17 protein-coding genes are annotated in these 17946 nt (G+C 41.5%); 11 read left to right on the top strand and 6 right to left on the bottom strand.

Features of this window, described 5'->3' with window-relative positions; translation table 11 throughout:
- Nucleotides 1–313: 313 nt before the first annotated feature.
- The 3 genes from V7K50_RS11845 to V7K50_RS11835 all read left to right on the top strand — a co-directional run bounded on the left by V7K50_RS11845 (nt 314) and on the right by V7K50_RS11835 (nt 3662).
- Nucleotides 314–1033 (top strand): hypothetical protein, encoded by a 720-nt coding sequence (locus V7K50_RS11845; RefSeq protein ID WP_334960201.1) that lies wholly within the window; start codon nt 314–316, stop codon nt 1031–1033.
- A 244-nt stretch (nt 1034–1277) separates the two neighbouring features.
- Complete coding sequence (locus V7K50_RS11840; RefSeq protein ID WP_334960200.1) at nt 1278–2045, top strand: DUF1350 family protein; 768 nt, start codon at nt 1278–1280, stop codon at nt 2043–2045.
- 462 nt (nt 2046–2507) lie between these two features.
- Nucleotides 2508–3662, top strand: coding sequence for a PP2C family protein-serine/threonine phosphatase (locus tag V7K50_RS11835; RefSeq protein ID WP_334960198.1), 1155 nt, complete (start codon nt 2508–2510; stop codon nt 3660–3662).
- Here the strand turns inward: V7K50_RS11835 and V7K50_RS11830 are convergent.
- The 4 genes from V7K50_RS11830 to V7K50_RS11815 form a co-directional block, all read right to left on the bottom strand.
- Nucleotides 3645–3971: an STAS domain-containing protein gene (locus V7K50_RS11830; protein WP_334960196.1), complete on the bottom strand. Its 327-nt coding sequence runs from the start codon at nt 3969–3971 to the stop codon at nt 3645–3647. The two genes, V7K50_RS11835 and V7K50_RS11830, sit on opposite strands and share 18 nt — an antisense overlap.
- 850 nt (nt 3972–4821) lie before the next feature.
- A complete protein-coding gene (grpE, locus tag V7K50_RS11825) occupies nt 4822–5487 on the bottom strand; it encodes a nucleotide exchange factor GrpE (protein WP_442944584.1) in 666 nt (221 codons plus the stop codon).
- 188 nt (nt 5488–5675) lie between these two features.
- Complete coding sequence (locus V7K50_RS11820; protein WP_334798949.1) at nt 5676–6167, bottom strand: Dps family protein; 492 nt, start codon at nt 6165–6167, stop codon at nt 5676–5678.
- A gap of 83 nt (nt 6168–6250) precedes the next feature.
- Complete coding sequence (locus tag V7K50_RS11815) at nt 6251–6514, bottom strand: sulfiredoxin (protein ID WP_334798950.1); 264 nt, start codon at nt 6512–6514, stop codon at nt 6251–6253.
- Between the two features lie 252 nt (nt 6515–6766).
- Between V7K50_RS11815 and V7K50_RS11810 the strand changes: the two genes are divergently transcribed.
- Entirely contained in the window at nt 6767–8356 is a 1590-nt protein-coding gene (locus tag V7K50_RS11810; RefSeq protein ID WP_442944583.1) for a SpoIID/LytB domain-containing protein, read from the top strand.
- A 272-nt stretch (nt 8357–8628) separates the two neighbouring features.
- Here V7K50_RS11810 and V7K50_RS11805 read toward each other — a convergent pair whose 3' ends face one another.
- Nucleotides 8629–8928 (bottom strand): ferredoxin, encoded by a 300-nt coding sequence (locus V7K50_RS11805; RefSeq protein WP_334798952.1) that lies wholly within the window; start codon nt 8926–8928, stop codon nt 8629–8631.
- 630 nt (nt 8929–9558) lie between these two features.
- Between V7K50_RS11805 and V7K50_RS11800 the strand changes: the two genes are divergently transcribed.
- The 5 genes from V7K50_RS11800 to V7K50_RS11780 all read left to right on the top strand — a co-directional run bounded on the left by V7K50_RS11800 (nt 9559) and on the right by V7K50_RS11780 (nt 14001).
- Nucleotides 9559–10563 (top strand): Gfo/Idh/MocA family protein, encoded by a 1005-nt coding sequence (locus V7K50_RS11800; protein ID WP_334960192.1) that lies wholly within the window; start codon nt 9559–9561, stop codon nt 10561–10563.
- A 10-nt stretch (nt 10564–10573) separates the two neighbouring features.
- The gene (gene map / locus V7K50_RS11795) at nt 10574–11350 is read left to right on the top strand and encodes a type I methionyl aminopeptidase (protein ID WP_334960191.1); all 777 of its coding nucleotides are present in this window, start codon (nt 10574–10576) and stop codon (nt 11348–11350) included.
- 175 nt (nt 11351–11525) lie between these two features.
- Complete coding sequence (locus tag V7K50_RS11790; protein ID WP_334960189.1) at nt 11526–12014, top strand: restriction endonuclease subunit R; 489 nt, start codon at nt 11526–11528, stop codon at nt 12012–12014.
- A gap of 69 nt (nt 12015–12083) precedes the next feature.
- Nucleotides 12084–12698, top strand: coding sequence for a Uma2 family endonuclease (locus tag V7K50_RS11785; protein ID WP_334960187.1), 615 nt, complete (start codon nt 12084–12086; stop codon nt 12696–12698).
- 616 nt (nt 12699–13314) lie between these two features.
- The gene (locus tag V7K50_RS11780; RefSeq protein WP_334960185.1) at nt 13315–14001 is read left to right on the top strand and encodes a calcium-binding protein; all 687 of its coding nucleotides are present in this window, start codon (nt 13315–13317) and stop codon (nt 13999–14001) included.
- 349 nt (nt 14002–14350) lie between these two features.
- Here V7K50_RS11780 and V7K50_RS11775 read toward each other — a convergent pair whose 3' ends face one another.
- Nucleotides 14351–15703, bottom strand: coding sequence for a pentapeptide repeat-containing protein (locus tag V7K50_RS11775; RefSeq protein WP_334960183.1), 1353 nt, complete (start codon nt 15701–15703; stop codon nt 14351–14353).
- A gap of 30 nt (nt 15704–15733) precedes the next feature.
- Here V7K50_RS11775 and V7K50_RS11770 point away from each other — a divergent pair, with 30 nt between their 5' ends.
- On the top strand, nt 15734–17245 hold the full coding sequence (locus tag V7K50_RS11770) for an FAD-binding oxidoreductase (RefSeq protein WP_334960181.1): 1512 nt from the start codon (nt 15734–15736) through the stop codon (nt 17243–17245).
- A 411-nt stretch (nt 17246–17656) separates the two neighbouring features.
- Nucleotides 17657–17914, top strand: coding sequence for a helix-turn-helix domain-containing protein (locus tag V7K50_RS11765; protein WP_334960179.1), 258 nt, complete (start codon nt 17657–17659; stop codon nt 17912–17914).
- Nucleotides 17915–17946 lie beyond the last annotated feature (32 nt).

Here is a 17946-nt window from a genome sequence, read left to right as displayed (position 1 = left end):
ATGGGATGCAATCCAAACAATAACTTAATCAATCATATATAACAATCATATTTTATTTGTGAAAATTGCAAACCGCAGACAGATCCCCGACTTGTTTAAGAAGTCGGGGATCTTATCTTGTTTCTCACGAGTATTTCAGAATTGCTATAGTATAAATAGTTATCGTGGCAAAATAGTATCATATTGTACAAAAAATATTTACATTGCCTAGAAGTATTAACTTGCCTGAAAAAGTTTAGACAAAATGCCAGCATTCTAGAAATTTGATTGCTATATTAGATTAAATAACTATTCTGGCAAGGGTTGAAAAGCTGTGCGGGATGATTTACAGGGCTTGGAAATTAGTCAGGATGAACTGCAAAAGCTGACTAATTTGCCTGTCAATGAGGAACTTATAATCATTACAAATCCTTTGAAGAGATTAGCAAAGACATATATCCAAAAACTTAAAAGCTCTGAAGGAGCAACTGTAGTTTTCATTGGATTTTCTACATTTGTTTTCGTCTATATTTTATTTGATATACTTATTAAAATCTTTGCTACTTGGATAACAATCCCATCTTGGATATTGTTAATAATTTTAGGTCTTTGGATTGGTGGTTTTACGCAAACTAGCTTGTATTTAATCTGGAAAAGTAGAAGCAAAGTTGTCAGAAATAATATGACAAGTTCTCTACGAATCCTGTTAAATGAGGTTAATAGATATAATACTGTTATTAGAGTAATAGATATCAATGACCAAATCGAAGAAGCTGGTAATCCAGAAGTAGTTATAGAAGAAAGAGATGGTGTTGTCGAAGCACTTAAGCTCACCAAAGCTGATTTAGTTCGCGCTTTGAAGACAGAAAAAATTTTGAGAGAGAATAAGAGCTTTATCCTGAGTAATACAGAACTATTCGTTAACAATTTAGCAACTTTAACAGCCATGCAAGTAACTGAACAGGCTACGGAGCATGGAAGGTTACTCAATGAAGCATTACAGATTGCATTAGATGTACAACATGAAATGAAAAGATTACAGACTCAGCGTTAAAGTAATTCGTAATTAAGTTTTGTAATGGGGAATTTAGAAAGCACCCCTAAATTTACTCAAAACTCAGCACTAAGTAAGAGTTGGAGAAAGGGTAGATGTTCCTCATAAGTCCATAGACGCTGTTGGCTGGGTTGGCTTCTAACCTACTCGGTAGATATTCTCAATGGCTTTTCCGATAATCCTTCCCACGGTTGCGATCCCCGGTCTAACATAAAGAATATTCCTCAAGCGATCGCTTATCCACATGGACTGGAAAGAAATTAGAGGGAACTGGGTAATCATTCCCCGAAATCCCATAGGTATCGTTCATTTTTTAGGAGGTGCATTTGTCGCCACTGCACCGCACATTACTTATCGCTGGTTCCTGGAACAACTGGCAAGTAAAGGTTATGTTGTAATTGCCACGCCTTTCGTCAATACACTAGATCATACTGCGATCGCCAAATCCGTGCTGTTAAACTTTGACCGCACCCTTGAACGCCTACATGATTCTGGGGCATTACGCAAGCTTTACTTCCCCATCTACGGCGTTGGACACAGTATGGGCTGTAAACTTCACTTGCTGATTGGTAGCCTTTTTCAAGTAGAACGCGCAGGCAATATTTTAATATCCTTCAACAACTACGCCGCTAAAGAAGCTATCCCCCTAGTAGAACAGTTCAATTCTACTTTTTCGATCGAGTTTACCCCCTCACCCTTGGAAACTAACAAGCTTGTCCAAGAACGTTACAATATCCGGCGCAATTTATTAATAAAATTTAGTAATGACACCATTGATCAATCGGCAGCTTTAACCAAAATCTTACAAGAACGTTTTGATGAGATGGTGACAGCACAAACGTTACCAGGAAATCATACAACACCTCTAGGTCAAGATATTAAATGGCAAACTGGAACATCTTTCACCCCCTTTGACGCTTTAGGGCAATGGTTCAAACAAGAAGCATACCGCGACTTGAACCAACTAAAAAGCAACATCCTTTTGTGGCTAAATCCTTTGGCAGCGCCATAATGTTTTATGACATGAAGAACTCATCAATTCGATGGGTAAATAGAAATCAGTTATGGCGCTTCTGGGTTGAGTCTAATAGAGACCTAAGGGACTTCCAGATAAATAAATATCCCATCGCTTTTAAGGCAGGGGAGCAGGGGGAGAAAAAGCCGTTTTGAAGGAGTGAAATTGGATAATTTATTTCTTGGAGTTCCCTAACCCCAAACCCCTTCCCTACATCTCCCTAACCCTCTCCTCTAGGAGAGGGGAGCGGAAAACCTTTGCTGCTGTCAGGGGAGTAAGATTCAAAGCCTGGTTTGGAAGTGAGGTTAAAATCTATTGCACAGAAAAGAGCGTAGACGCGAAACGGCTTGTCGTCAGACATCGCTATATCTCTGGATGATACTACCTAATTAGCTCAGAGCATATTTTTATTATCTATTTTGACAGCAGATTATTAATGAGTGTTTCCTGCAACTTTATATGTTTCAAATACTAGTAATTGATGATGACTATTCAATAAAAATACTCCTGAAAAGGATGTTAGAAAAACAGGGTTATGAGGTAGTTACTGCCAGTAGCGGCGAGGAAGGAATAGAAAAGGCGCTGGCTTACCGTCCAGCATTAATTATTTGTGATTGGATCATGCCGGGTTTGACTGGACTGGAAGTTTGCCACCGCATTAAGGAAGATCCCAAATTTTCTACTACATTCTTTATTTTATTAACATCCTTAGATTCTGTTGCCGATTGCGTCAAAGGTTTAGATGCGGGTGCTGATGATTTTATCTCCAAACCTATTGAACACAATGAATTACAAGCAAGGGTAAGAGCGGGATTACGCCTACATCAATTGAGTAGAGATTTACAGGCTCAAAAGTTGCTTTTAGAATCAGAAATGTCAGAAGCAGCAGAATATGTGCGATCGCTGCTGCCTTTTTCCATGACCGAACCCTTTAATATAAATTTTCGATTCATTCCCTCTCGACAACTCGGTGGTGACTGTTTCGATTACTATTGGCTCGATGAGGATTATCTGGCAATTTACTTACTCGATACTGCCGGACATGGACTCAAAGCTACTCTTCCCTCTGTTTCAGTGCTAAATCTGCTGCGTTCTCGTGCGCTCAAAGGTCTGAATTACTATCAACCTAGTGATGTATTGAAGGCTTTAAATGATACCTTCCAGATGAATTATCAAAATGACAAATATTTTACGATTTGGTACGGCGTTTACAACCGAATCAACCGACAGTTAATTTATGCTAGTGCAGGTCATCCACCAGCAGTTTTAGTAACCGGCACATCTCCAAGGAAGTCTGAAGTTAAACTTTTGAAAACCCCCGGTATGCCAGTTGGGATGTTTCCAGAGGCCAAATATATTGATGGGTTTTGCAGTATTGAAAAATTCAGTACCCTTTACATCTTTAGTGATGGTGCTTATGAAATCACTAAATCAGATGGCACACTTTGGAGTTTGGATGCTTTTATTCAGTTACTAGTTAGCTTACAACATCCTGTTGATTGCCAACTCGATCGCGTGCTGAGTTATTTAATCGCCCAGAACTCCAAAGATGCTTTTGATGATGATTTATCTATTTTGCAAATTAAGTTTGATGAATTAAGCCTGGGAGACTAAAACCTGATTAAATGCATCTTGGCTGGGGAATATTTCAAATACTTTATCCATATTAGTCAGTTCAAATAATATCCTGACTTGCTCATTAATTGAGCAGAGAACAAGCTTAGTATCTGCGGCGCGTAAGGTTTTAAAAGCTAAAACTAAAGCTCCCAAACCGGAACTATCCATAAACGTTACATCTTTAAAATCAACTAACACAATTTTCGCACCAATTTCTAAAATATCAGTGATGTTTTGTCGAAATTCTTGTGAAGTTGTGGCATTTAAATTACCACTTAGCTTAATAACTTTTACTTGTTCTCTCATAATTATGTCAGACTGATTTGTGTAAATGATGCTGTGATTTCGCTATTATATACCCATGTTATAGAATTTAAAAATGCTTGCAAAATAAAAATCAAGATTGAATATTTAGCAATTATTGATCATTGTTCCGATCATCAAGATGAATTATCAATATTCTAATAGTAAATTTTGGGATTACAAAAAAACATTCTTCTAATAAATATTGTTTGATTATTATTAACAAACCAATTGTAAAGAAACAAGGTATATCTCATTGATATAGGTATATACTGATTGAAGTTATTGCTTTTCAGATTATTTGCAAAATATGTTTGCAAAACTAAGATTCTCCAATACACCTTATAATCATAGCCGTAATTGAAATAATTCAAAATTCAACGGGTCGCAGCGATCGCACAGCTAAAATGAGTCTAGCAGAGGAACACCACTGCCTGGGGACTGATTTCTGGGTATAATTCTCTAACTTGTAGCAGGTCTACATCAACCACCAAGTTTTTCCAGTCCCTAGCCCCCAAAAACACGATTAAAATTACTCAACTATCGGAGTTTAACATCAGAATCATTAGTATATATAATCATTTGTTTATTAATGAGTACCTATGATAATAACTAGGATCTAGGTTTATTTATGTTCAATTACTTACATTATTAAAGTAATTTACCTCTGGACTAACGCTCTAGAGCCAAAAATTTAGCTTTCAACAGCGCCAAGCAAGCTAGAACCACCAACGCCCTAACAGAAGTTCTCTGGGTCTATCGCCTCTGCTATTTGTAGTATTCCCAATATTTGTCATTTTTTAACAAACAATACAAAAAGTAAAGAGTTATGAATTTTTAACTCCTCACTCACTCAAACAGGACTCACTTTAGCTCTGTAAAGCAGTTTCTCACCTTGAAGGTAGCCAGTGTAGCGTATATTGACTTTTTCCCCAGGTTGTGCATTTCCATCCATCAATTGATGCAGTTGGGGATTATAAGGTAATTCTGCTCCTATGGGTGCGATCGCTTCCACTCCCCACGCCTGTAAAAGCTTTTCCAGGGGTTTCTGCACCAATGGAACTATTTTGATTGCTGCTAGCTGTGGATTCTCCTGCGCTTTTTGTGCTGCTGTTGGCCATTGCAATAATAAAGACTCCAGCAGTTGCAAGGTTGACTGCTGGAGTTCTTGTAGTAATATCTCTCGCTGCTGTTCTAATTGAAGTTGCGATCGCTGGTACTCTGTTCTTAAATCGGCAATTTCTTCTAATAATTCCTGAGTCGGTGCTGTTTTCTCTTGTAACAACTCTACAGTTGAAAAGGTTGCAACTAATTCACTCAATGACATCTGTAGCACTGGCGACAGTTTAAGCAGCACATCTACCCGCATCTGCTCTAGCTTTCCTTGGCGTAACCGCAAAAGTTGACGCTCTGAGACACCAGCCGCGCGACTCAGGGCTTTAAAACTAGAAATACCCAAAAGTTGCATTAAATCTTGCAACTTTTGGGCATTGGGCATTGGGTATTGGGTATTGGGCATTGGGTATTGGGGATTGGAGATTGGAGATTGGGTACTGGGGATTGGGGACTTGTACTGAGCAACTTGTGCCGAGCGGAGCCGAGGTAAGCCGAAGTATTGGGGATTGGGAAGAATGAAAAATATTGCCCACCAAGTCCCAAGTCCCCAGCGATGCACTGAGCTTGTCGAAGTGTCCCCAGTCCCCATTCCTATTCTTCCAGTAAACTTCTCAACATCCAAGCTGTTTTTTCGTGTACTTGCATCCGTTGAGTCAATAAATCGGCGGTAGGTTCATCGTTAACTTCCTCTAACACAGGAAAAATAGATCGTGCAGTTCTGACTACGGCTTCTTGTCCTTCGACTAGTAAGCTAATCATCTCCACAGCTTTAGGAACTCCGGGAGTTTCTGGAATCGAACTCAGTTTGGCATATTCGCTGTAGGTTCCTGGTGCCGGATAGCCAAGCGCTCTAATTCTCTCCGCTATTAAATCAACTGCTAAGGCTAATTCTGTATACTGGGTCTCAAACATCAAATGCAATGTTTGGAACATCGGACCTGTTACATTCCAATGGAAGTTATGAGTTTTCAGATACAGTGTATAAGTGTCAGCCAACAGACGAGATAAACCCTCGGCGATTTTAGCCCTACTCGCCTCGTCAATGCCGATATTTACATTTTTGACTGTTACTTTTGATGACATAATTTTTTCCTAATTAGGTTATATGTAATTGGGCATTGGATATTGGACATTGGAAAGAAAATTAAGTCTCCATTCCCCATTCTCTATGCCAAGTGCATCTTCAAAACGCTACGGGGTGCTTTACGAACTCTGGCTAAAACGGTTTCTTTGCCTAAACGCTGGCAAGCTTCATACCGATGGCAACCAGAAAAGCCATAATATTGTCCATCTACTTCTAGGACATCAATAGGTTCTTGCTGCCCAATCTCCGCAATCGATTCCATTAAGGTTTGCACTTTATTTGGATCGGTTGCACGGGGCAATGGCCGTTTTATCTGATTTAATGGAATTTCTTGGACTCTAACCATAAAGAGTTTATCCAACTAGTTCTGTTTTATGTCTCTAAATAAATCATAGTCATTATGACTTTGTTTTGCAACTAGTTTGGGGCAAAATTTGGTAATGGTATCATTGGAGCATTCATGGGACAAAAAAACCGCGCTACAAAGCAATTGGAAAATCAGCTCCAACGACGCATTAAGGGAAGAGGCTCCGCCAATGGGAACGATTACTCGCTACCGCTTCTCTGCGAGACGCTGCGCGATCGCTATCAGATAGTCATGAAATTTTCGTTTTGGCGTTTTTCCCATACTGTGCTGACAACGTTTTGTCTATTGGGACTAACTGCTGCATCAGGGCCTGAGAGCAACATCCAGGATATGGAACTGAAAATTGGGATTGTGCAGCGATTTGGCTCACAACCCACAGCCAAGCTGCAACTGGAACCCATAAAAGGCGATCGCTTAAAGCTAAAATTTCAAATGGGCAACAAGCAGCAAATCCTGTTTACCAATAACCCTGTAAAGCTGGAAACAGTCATGGAAGCTTTACCCCAGTCAGCAGTCGAAGAAGTGGTAGTTTTAGGCACATACCGCACTTTTGAAAATGCCGAAGACAGTGCCAAAAAATGGCGTTCTCAGGGAATGGAAGTAGAAATAGCCCAGCCAGAACGCTGGCAGGTTTGGGCAAAACGAGATGTTTACAGCACTCCTTTATTACGACGCTTGCTATTGCAGAACATCCAAGCTTCTACCCAAGAAAAAGTATATCTTGATACTAAAATTTTAAAACAAGTGCCGCGAGTCAGTTGGGTAGTGGATGGTAACAGCTATAGCTCGAATGATTTAGAAATTAGCACTGATAAAAACTTGATTCGGGTAAATAAAAGCGACAAACCAGAGCTTGCTCGTCTTTATGCTGGCCGAATAAATTTGCAGTCAAATGCTTACGGCACATACACTCTAGTTAACCAAGTACCCTTAGAAACTTATTTGCGTGGGGTTGTGCCTTACGAAATAGGCACCGATGCACCAACAGCAGCACTGGAAGCCCAGGCGATTCTCGCCCGAACTTATGCCTTGAGAAATTTAAGCAGGTTTGCCGCAGATAACTATCAGTTGTGTGCTGATACTCACTGCCAAGTTTATTATGGGCTGAATGGAGCGGCTGCCAAGACAGACCGAGCGATCGCTTCAACCAGGGGTAAAGTGCTAACTTATAAAAATGAACTAGTAGATGCTCTCTATTCTTCTACCACTGGTGGCGTTACTGCTTCCTTCAGTGATGTCTGGAATGGCGATGATCGTCCCTACCTGCGCCCTGTACTGGATGCTCCGACTAATTTTTGGGACTTGTCTAAGCAGAGTTTAGCAGATGAAAAGAACTTCCAAAAATTTATTAATACGCAACAAGGATTTAATGAAAGCAAGTGGGATATGTTTCGTTGGCATAAGGAAACCCCTTTAAAGGATATTATCAAGGACTTGCAGAAATTTTTGCAGGTGAAAAACAGTCCCGATGCCAAATTTAAGACAATTCAGGCGATGGCAATAGTCAAGCGAAGCCACAGTGGACGTATCCTAGAACTGGCGGTTAAAACCGATCGCAGCACCTTTATTCTGCACAAAGACGAAGTTCGCAGTGCCTTTGCCGCTCCCACAAGTACGCTTTTTTACATAGAACCCCTGAACAAAGGCCAAGCGCAACTCTGGGGGTACGCTTTCATTGGTGGTGGATTAGGACATGGAGTGGGCTTGAGTCAAACTGGCGCTCAAAATTTAGCCAAACTAGGTTGGTCAAATCCAAAAATTCTCCAATTTTACTATCCTGGCACTCAGATTCAAGTTCTCAGCAAAGAGATTAAGCTGTAAACTAGCCAATATTTAAAAAATTAAGCAGGAACACGGTAGATATTGTGTTCCTGCTCATTACAAAATTAAGTTTTTTGCTAAAGTAGCTTTCAGAGGCACACACGGCATTAGGAAGGTTTTGAACCTAGATGTCCTGCTTCTAGGCTCAACGAAAGGTTTAGCCTTGGTTTTCGGCATTAACTTGAGTATACCAGATGTAAAAAACACAATACATCGGAAAAACTTACTGAAATTGCCGAACTTTGACTAACTTCCATAAGGTGTATGACTACTTAGTAAAGGTCTTCTTCTTTGTGAGTTTCGATTGTGACATCAGAGGTTGGGTAAGCGACACAAGTCAGCACATATCCCTTTTCTATTTGTTCATCATCTAAGAATGACTGGTCGCTCTGATCCACAGTACCACTGGTGATTTTACCAGCACAAGTTGAGCAAGCACCAGCGCGGCAAGAGTAGGGCAGGTCAAGTCCCTCATCTTCAGCAGCATCTAGAATATAAACATCATCAGCAACATCAATAGTTTTGTTCAGTCCTTCTTCTTGGTTGATTAATGTCACTTTATAAGTTGGCATTGAATAATCCTCTCTTTTGCAAACGGCAGTATAAGTTATCTTAAGGCAAAGGGTGCGGCTGTTCTGTGGGATTAGCCGTTGGTTTAAATTTGCTTCAATTCTGATACTACGAGAAAAATTAAACGATGTAACTGGAAATTGAACCCGATTAGTAATGAAATTTAGTTGCTTAATCCTGATAAGTTTTATTTATATTATTTCCTTCCCTAGTGAGGTTGTAATTAGAAAAAATTATATTATGGAGAAGAAACATGAGTGAGATTAATGCCACCTATATTTTGTCGGATTTACGCAGAAGAGATCCCCCAAATACCTTAAAAAGCAGGTCTGTTTCATCCCCTAAAAGGCGCTGATTAGGAAAAAATCAGGTGATTCAAAAATCTGATTAGACAATGAGCATAGCGATCGCGCAGTCTCTTGTAGAGCAATACCCTTGGGTTAGTGATATTTCGCCACCGAAGATCCCCTAAACTCCGCTTTTGAGCATAAGTACTTTTGCCTAGCTTCAAATAAAGTCTCATGCGTCCTTGAGGCGGTAGGACGAATGTTGTAGAGTCTAGACTGGTGAAATGAAGAGAGAATATCACCACTAAAAGCCGGAGATGATCAAAAACAGAACTAGTGAGGATCATGTATAATTCAGAAGCAGCTTTGGAAAAAGCAAGAGTGGGTGTAGGTTTGGTAGGTACTGGGTATGCGGCAAAGTTTCGGGCTGAGGCATTGCTCCATGATGAGCGATCGCATTTAGTCGCAGTTGTTGGTCATACAAGAGAAAAAACCGAACCCTTTGCTAGAGAGTACCAGATTGAAACATTGAGTTCTTGGCAAGAGCTAGTAGAGCGTGAAGATATAGACCTAGTAGTGATCTCTACGATTAATCGAGATCATGGGGCGATCGCTCGTGCAGCACTTACCAACGGCAAACATGTGATTGTAGAGTATCCTCTTTCATTGGATGTAATCGAAGCTGAGGAACTAATTGCCTTAGCCAAAGTACAACAAAAACTCCTGCATGTTGAACACCTGGAACTTTTGGGTGGTTTGCATCAAGCCTTGAAGCAAAACTTAGCCAAAATTGGTGAAGTTTTTTATGTTCGCTACAGCACCATCAATTCTCTGAATCCTCCACCCCGCAAATGGACTTATAACCACGAGTTGTTCGGTTTTCCCTTAATGGGGGCATTGTCTCGCCTACATCGTCTCACCGATTTATTTGGTAAAGTATTTACAGTTAACTGTCACCAGCGATATTGGGAAATAGAACCGGAATATTACCAAACCTGTTTCTGCACTAGTGAACTGTGCTTTGACAGTGGACTTTTAGCGCAAGTAGTCTATGGCAAAGGCGAAACTCTTTGGCAATCAGAACGCAAGTTTGAAGTTCACGGCGAAAAAGGTGGTTTAATTTTTGATGGTGACACCGGAATTTTCATCCAGCCAGGGGAAACAACACCTATAGAGGTTGGCCCTCGCCGGGGTTTGTTCGCCAAAGACACGAGTATGGTGTTAGACCATCTTTTTGATGGCACTCCTTTGTACGTTACCCCAGAGGAGAGCTTGTATACCCTAAAGGTTGCTGATGCTGCACAAAGAGCCGCACAGACTGGGTTAACTATGTTTATGAAAGATTTCTAGATAAAAGTTAATGAAAACTGAACTAATTGTTATTTTATCCCAACGAGAATTAGAAAAAATGCGCCAAGCTGGGCGTTTAGCTGCTAAACTTCTCCAGCATCTCGAACCCTTTGTGAAGCCAGGGGTTAGCACTCTTGAACTAAATGATGAAGCCGAACGTTGGACACAAGCCCATGGAGCCAAAAGCGCACCTCTTGGCTATAAGGGTTATCCTAAATCGATTTGCACCAGTGTAAATGAAGTAATTTGTCACGGCATTCCTAATGCCAAACAAATACTCAAGGAAGGTGACATCATTAATATTGATGTCACGCCGATTGTTGAAGGTTATCACGGCGATACATCCAAGACATTCTTTGTTGGTACCCCTGCTCCAACAACGAGAAAGCTGGTAGAGGTGACAGAAGAGTGTTTACGCTTGGGTATTGCTGAAGTTAAACCTGGGGGACGCATTGGCGATATTGGGGCAGCTATTCAAGAGTATGCTGAAGGACAAGGCTTTTCTGTGGTGCGAGATTTCGTTGGACACGGTATCAGTAATATTTTCCATACTGCGCCGGATGTTCCCCACTATGGCACACGCGGTAAGGGCAAGCGCCTCAGACCAGGGATGGTTTTTACCATTGAGCCAATGATTAATGAGGGTACTTACGAAGTCGAAGTTCTGGGGGATAAATGGACTGCTGTCACGCGCGATCGCAAACTTTCTGCTCAATGTGAGCATACCTTAGCTGTAACTGAAGACGGCGTGGAAATCCTCACCCTACCTGAAGGCGAGAATTACTAAGCTGGTAGATTTTTCTACTACTTGATTAACATAATGGTTGAAACTCTTGCTGCGGAAAACGTCACACTTGAGCAACTAATATTGCTCTATGGATTAGAGTTAGTTGATTCGGAAGAATTCTTTCGAGAGTGGCAAGATGACCTACCAGAACTGACAAGCTTAAGAATTGCAGCTATTGGATCAAATAAAGGCAGGTTACATAAATTTACGAAACTATCCGCCTTTATTAGAAAATACAGTTAACACGATTGTTTTATCGCCACTGCTATTCATTGGCAAGTTTTATTTACCTCCTTTTCACGTCAAATTAGAGAAATCTATCGAGATTGAAACACAAGATAAGCAAACTATCATCAAAGGACGAATTGACTTCTTACTTCTAAATCAAAAATTCTGGGTAACAGTTATTGAGTCTAAACAGGTTGCTTATTCGGTAGAAGCAGGACTTGACCAAATTCTGGCATATATGCTGGCTGCTCCCCAGTCACAAGATGTAGTATTTGGCATGATTACTTCTGGTGGCAGTTTTATGTTCATTAAACTACTCAAAGGTTATCCTCCTCGCTATGCCACTTCGGATATTTTTGATGTCCGTAATCGTGGTAATGAGTTATATAATGTACTCCAAATTTTGAAGCGTATTAGTCAATTGACTTTTGCCTAATTAAAGCTAGTTAAAATAATTACGAGCAGTATTGCTGCTCTAGTTCTGAACCTGGAAGGACAAATATTGATGGTTTCAGCCACTATTAATACAGGTAATTTTAGCTCTGAGGCGTTCGTTGCTGCTTATCTCGATGATGTACGCTACGAGTTAATCGACGGAGAACTAATCGACTTGGAACCCACTGGACTTCATGAACAGGTAGCTGGGTTAATTAATCGTAAGCTCAACGTAGCAATTGATCTGCTCAACTTGCCTTGGTTTATTCCCATGAAATGCCTGATTAAACCATTAGGTCAAAATTCAGCTTTTAGACCCGATGTTGTGATTCTTGATCAAACGACTTTGGCGAATGAACCATTATGGAAAACTGAGCCAGTGATTACACTAGGCAATTCTATTAAATTGGTCGTGGAGGTAGTTAGTAGCAATTGGCAGAATGACTATGCCCGAAAAGTGGAAGACTACGAAGCTTTAGGTATTGGGGAGTATTGGATCGCAGATTATCTAGGGCTAGGAGGCAAACGCTACATTGGCTTATCTAAACAACCAGTGATTACAATTTATCAGTTAGTCAATGGAACTTATCAAGGACAACAATTTAGGGGAACAGAACGCCTGATTTCCCAAACATTTCCAGACGTGAATTTGACCGCGCAACAGATATTTGTCGCGGGTCGCTAGAGTTAGAGATTGGGAATACGTGGCGCTTTCTGGGGAGAAGTTTGTTAACTGCTTAATAACCCTCATCTATCACTCTCCGAAAACTTTTGCCATTTCTGAAATCTAGAGCATTTGTATAGCAGGCGATGTCTACGACGGGCTGCGCCTACGCGCGATTCTTTATCTAATAACAAATACAAGACCGATTTTTTCTAATAGTATAGCTTGTATTGATCGCTTCATAAGGCTTCTAGCGATCGCCCTCCCGCAGAGTGACAGATGAGAGATAATTCATTAGTGGGGGTTATGTTGGAAAAGCGCAAAAACAATATAAACTAACTTTTAGCACTATTTTTGATGTCAACATCATCAATAAATCCAGTGCTTCTTAAATCTTCAAAGTTAATAGCAAAGACTTTTTACAATCGGGTTTGGTTCTGTTGTCTCTTCCCACTGGTTATTTTTCCACCTTATTTTCTCGGCGTTGCTGAATGAAAGTGTGAAACTCTATGTTTGAAACTGTTTTCTTTGCGTCTTTGGAGGAAACCAAATTCATACGTTTAATTAGCAACGTCGTTTTCTGATGGTCAAGTGATGAGGTAATTTTTTACACTCTAAGTTAAGGAGAAACACATTAATGGTTACTTATAACGGTACCAATGGACCTGACATTTTGATTGACCACAATCACTATTTTGGCTATGGTTACTTCAGTCTAGTTTTCATCAACGGATTTGGCGGTGACGATTTTATCAGTGGGCAAGATATTTTTACTTCCTATGAACTCTTTGGGGGTGCTGGCAACGATGTCATCGTTGGCAGTGTTTACGGAGATCTCCTCGTAGGCGATGATTTCTTTGGCGGCGTTGGTGGTAACGATTACCTCGCTGGGGGTGCGGGGGACGGCAACGATGCCCTCTATGGGGGTGCTGGCAACGATACTCTCGATGGGGGTGCTGGCCCTGATAAACTCATTGGGGATGTTGGCACTGATAGCCTCATTGGGGGTGCTGGCAACGATCTTTTCCTGTTTTATTCAGTTTCAGATAGTCAACCTGGTTTGTCACGAGATATTATCAAAGACTTTGTTGGAAACGGTAACTTACCCGGTGACAGAATCGATATATCTAACATAGATGCTAACACCACCATCAAAGGCGACCAAGCTTTCACTTACATTGGAACTCGCGGATTCACCGCACCCGGTCAGATCCGTTATTCTGGAGGTATTCTCCAAGGTAATACTGATACTAATCTAGCGGCTAATTTCGAGATTAAGCTTGAAGGATCACCACTACTAGTGGCAAGCGATATTATCCTTTAATAGAGTTCTTGCAAAAGTTCTTAACACCCCCACTTCTAAAAGCAAATTCTTAAGAGGATGTTTGAAAAGTATTTTTGATAACATCAAAGCCTCCCAAACCTAACCCCCCAGCCCCCCCTTCCCTACAAGGGAATGGGGTTTTCAAAGCCTCTCCACCTTTCGGGGAGAGGCTTTGAAAACCAGTTTTAGTTTTTATCTGGTTGTATGAAACTACCCTGCCTTCCCGACGCGGGAAGGGGGAAAATTCAAAGTCTCTCTCCTCTTAGGAGAGAGACTTTGAGAGAGGTTTTCCAAATACCGTGAAAAGTCAGATTAGTTAAAGGTAATATCAAATCCAAAATTGGTATAATTACCGTCCTAACTTATTGGGAATACCTTCGCAACCACCAGGAATAGTACCTCTAGTTTTTTCGCCACCCCAAGTGCAACAGTAGCAACGTGCAGACTCAGAAATCCGTTGCACATTGGTCAAATCGGCATTTTCCACCACCGCGCCAGTGTGTTCGCCGGTTTCATAATCTGGTGGTTGGGTGCGACTGCGGGGTGATGCTTTGTCCACTACACCGTAGAATAGACGAATCCCGTTGATGTCAGCACCACTGAGATTAGTGTTATATAAAATTGTGCGCGATAGGTTGGCTTTTACTAAGTCACAACCAGCCAGATTAGCGCGGACAAGATTAGCTTCACTCAGATCAGTCCAACGCAAATCGGTATTAGAAAGGTCTGCTGCGGCTAACATTACGCCTAAGTCGATGACACGCACACCTTCCAGGCGGTCTTCTGCATATCCGCCAGTCCCGTCGAGAATGGGACGACCTAATAGGCGATCGCGTTTTAGGGGTGAAAGCAACTTGGAACGTGACAGAAAGCGGAGAATTTTCGCTTTCCCACTACCATCGACACTACTCAAAATTGCCGCCGTGCGTCCTTCAGCGATCGCTCTTTCTTGGGGCCAATCTTCTAATAATCCTTCTTCATCTAATACCAAGTCGGAAACGCCCTGGAAATAGGAATCAATGGTCTGTTGCTGGGTGATAATATTTTGCTGAACCGTTAGCAGGTTTTGCTGAATTGTCAAGTCTTTAGAAATTACATATTGTCGCCACGCTACATAAACGGCAATGATGGCGATGAGAATTTGCCCCAACGCGCCAAACCAATCTGCTAGGGTTCCAGCAATATCCCAGTTAATTTGGTGTCCTAAAACAAGTAAGCGATCGCCGACACCTGTGAATCTGATTAAGCCGATAATGGCTACTAATAGTCCCAAAAAGGCCACAAACAGCGTGCGTTCTTGGGGTGAAAACCACTCGTCTAAAACTTCTTGGAACCAAGGCAATAATATCGCTAGGGATAACAGCAAAGCCATCAGCGTTCCGATAATGCCGACGATCCAGTTATTCAGGATAATTCCAATGAAGGTGATGGCGATCGCGATTAAAGTAATTAGCAATGCCCTGGGCTTAACAGTGAATTGGCTGGTAATGGGTTGCTTGACTTCAGAACGAGCTTGTTGTAGGGCAGTTGTATATTGCGGAGATTTTAAAGATGCGATCGCTGCTAGGGCTTGTTGTGTCGCTAGTACTTGTGAACTGAGGTTCTTCTCAGTTGCACTACCGTCAAAGTCATCTGGCTGCAAGTCGTTTTCGGGGATTGGTTCTGGGGTTGGTAGATTAGAGGAATCGGATTCAATCGTCATGTTTTCTATTTTGCCCCTTCAATCCAGGTTATGCAGCGTTCCTACCGCAGTAATTTCTTAAATAGCAAGCTGAAGATTATCCTGCTTGTCGTTCTGGCAACTACTACAATTGCCCTGACAGTCATGGCCAGACCAGTTACTCACCTGACTTTAACAGCCTGGAGCGATCGCGATGACCGTCAACCCCTGCCTGCCGGCACCGTTGATGATGCCAGTCACCTGAACCAGACAAAATTGACAATTAAGCAGGTTAAGAGTCAGCCTGGAGTTGCTGAGGTGATACTACAGTCTGTACTTAGAGATGCCTTAAGTCAAGGTAAGAAAGTAGCGATCGCAGGTTCACGCCATACTATGGGTGGTCACACTCTGTATATTAACGGCATCTCCCTCGATATGCTCCACTTCAACCGGATGCAATTCAACCCAGCAACTAAAATCCTGACAGTGGAATCAGGAGCCAAATGGTCTGATATTATTCCCTACCTAAATAAACGTGGCTATTCTGTCGCCGTCATGCAGTCCAACAACGATTTTTCTGTTGGCGGCACAATGAGTGCCAACGCTCATGGCTGGCAACATAATAGTCCCCCCTTTGCTAGCACCGTCGAAGGTTTCCGGTTAATGCTGGCAAGTGGACAGGTTGTGGAGTGTTCCAGACAGGAAAATCCAGAGTTATTTTCTCTAGTTTTAGGCGGTTACGGACTATTCGGCATCATTCTTGACGTAGATTTGAGAGTAGTGCCCAATGGGACGTATATAGCTGAACGGTTCGTGATTAAGAGCGAGAATTATATTGATACCTATCGGCAACGGGTAGATGGTGTAGGTAATATTGGTATGGCATACGGTAGACTTTCTGTTGCACCGGAAAGCTTTTTACAAGAAGCTATTCTCACCACCTATCGCCAACTCCCACAAGCAACTCACGCTATTGGCTCTTTAGAAAAACAGGCAGAATCTGGAGTAACTCGGGCAGTTTTCCGTGGTAGCATCGGCAATGATTATGGTAAGAACTTGCGCTGGCAATTAGAAAAAATCGTTGGCGGAGAAGCCGGCAACCATGTTTTGAGAAACCAGATTCTCAACCGTTCCTCCGCCTTATTTGAGAACCGTCACCAAGCAGAGACTGACATTCTCCATGAGTACTTTATTCCCCCTAAATCTCTGGAAGGGTTTTTAAAGCAGTGTCGCACCATTATTCCCAAGTACCAGGGGGATTTACTCAATGTCACAGTGCGAAATGTTCACCAGGATAACGACAGTTTTCTCAAATACGCCGATAGGGAAGTTTTTGGATTGGTGATGCTGTTTCATCAGCAACGCACCCCAGAAGGGGAGGCAAAGATGCAGGTAATGACCGAGAAACTCATTGAGGCAGCCCTAGCAGTTGGTGGCAGGTACTATCTGCCCTATCGTCTTCATGCCACACCTGAACAATTTCGTCGAGCTTATCCACAAGCTGCTAAATTTTTCGCCCTCAAGCGCAAGTATGATCCTAACGGGGTTTTCCAGAATTATTTTTACCTGAAATACGGTAGTTAAAGGGGAACATATCTCAATACAGTTCAGTTAAGCTTTTCTTTCTTCTCTTCCTTCTCCTCCCTTTGCGTCCTTCTCCCTTGGGGCTAGCCTCTCCCTTTGGGAGAAGGGGAGACGCTAACGCGAATGCGGTTCGTTAAAAAAAAGAGTTAAGCCTTAACTGAACCGGATTGGAATATATCTGAAGAAGACACTATTTGTCTGTAACTAAAGCTTGTTGAAAATAGAAAAAATCTTTCCAACACAATCGTCGAAAAATTACACCACAATAGTCATTGCGTTAATTACATAGACACTTGTTGATAATCTTTCAAAAAATATCTAGTATATTACCGGGTTACAAATCAGCCTAAGCAGCAGTAACATGTAACAAAATATATATAACTCGCTATATTAAATAGTGTTTTAAGTTACATGATTTTTAAAAACCCTTTAGTAGTAATCCAACAACCAGAAGTTGGTAAGCTGATTCTTAAACTTCGCACGATCACTGGCTTGACACAGGAAGAGTTTGCAACATCTTTAGGTGTTACGTATTCCACGGTTAATCGTTGGGAAAATGGACACGCCAAGCCATCGCGTCTCGCCATGTATAGGATTGAAGAGATGTTAGAGGAGATAGGTGAACAGAGGCAAGAGTTGTTAGCAAAATATTTACCAAATAACTTTTAAAGTGAAAATATTATCCTATATTTATAGATGGG

It is taken from the genome of Nostoc sp. (assembly GCF_036917135.1).
Taxonomy (GTDB): Bacteria; Cyanobacteriota; Cyanobacteriia; order Cyanobacteriales; family Nostocaceae; genus Nostoc.
Note: the sequence above shows the minus strand (reverse complement) of the source record. Positions and strands in the feature narration are given on the sequence as shown.

Coding starts and splice junctions, on each gene's coding strand:
- V7K50_RS11840 (WP_334960200.1), top strand. CDS start 1,278: ATGGACTGGAAAGAAATTAGAGGGAACTGGGTAATCATTCCCCGAAAT.
- V7K50_RS11835 (WP_334960198.1), top strand. CDS start 2,508: ATGTTTCAAATACTAGTAATTGATGATGACTATTCAATAAAAATACTC.
- V7K50_RS11830 (WP_334960196.1), bottom strand. CDS start 3,971: ATGAGAGAACAAGTAAAAGTTATTAAGCTAAGTGGTAATTTAAATGCC.
- grpE (WP_442944584.1), bottom strand. CDS start 5,487: ATGCCCAATACCCAATACCCAATGCCCAATGCCCAAAAGTTGCAAGAT.
- V7K50_RS11820 (WP_334798949.1), bottom strand. CDS start 6,167: ATGTCATCAAAAGTAACAGTCAAAAATGTAAATATCGGCATTGACGAG.
- V7K50_RS11815 (WP_334798950.1), bottom strand. CDS start 6,514: ATGGTTAGAGTCCAAGAAATTCCATTAAATCAGATAAAACGGCCATTG.
- V7K50_RS11810 (WP_442944583.1), top strand. CDS start 6,767: ATGAAATTTTCGTTTTGGCGTTTTTCCCATACTGTGCTGACAACGTTT.
- V7K50_RS11805 (WP_334798952.1), bottom strand. CDS start 8,928: ATGCCAACTTATAAAGTGACATTAATCAACCAAGAAGAAGGACTGAAC.
- V7K50_RS11800 (WP_334960192.1), top strand. CDS start 9,559: ATGTATAATTCAGAAGCAGCTTTGGAAAAAGCAAGAGTGGGTGTAGGT.
- map (WP_334960191.1), top strand. CDS start 10,574: ATGAAAACTGAACTAATTGTTATTTTATCCCAACGAGAATTAGAAAAA.
- V7K50_RS11785 (WP_334960187.1), top strand. CDS start 12,084: ATGGTTTCAGCCACTATTAATACAGGTAATTTTAGCTCTGAGGCGTTC.
- V7K50_RS11780 (WP_334960185.1), top strand. CDS start 13,315: ATGGTTACTTATAACGGTACCAATGGACCTGACATTTTGATTGACCAC.
- V7K50_RS11775 (WP_334960183.1), bottom strand. CDS start 15,703: ATGACGATTGAATCCGATTCCTCTAATCTACCAACCCCAGAACCAATC.
- V7K50_RS11770 (WP_334960181.1), top strand. CDS start 15,734: ATGCAGCGTTCCTACCGCAGTAATTTCTTAAATAGCAAGCTGAAGATT.
- V7K50_RS11765 (WP_334960179.1), top strand. CDS start 17,657: ATGATTTTTAAAAACCCTTTAGTAGTAATCCAACAACCAGAAGTTGGT.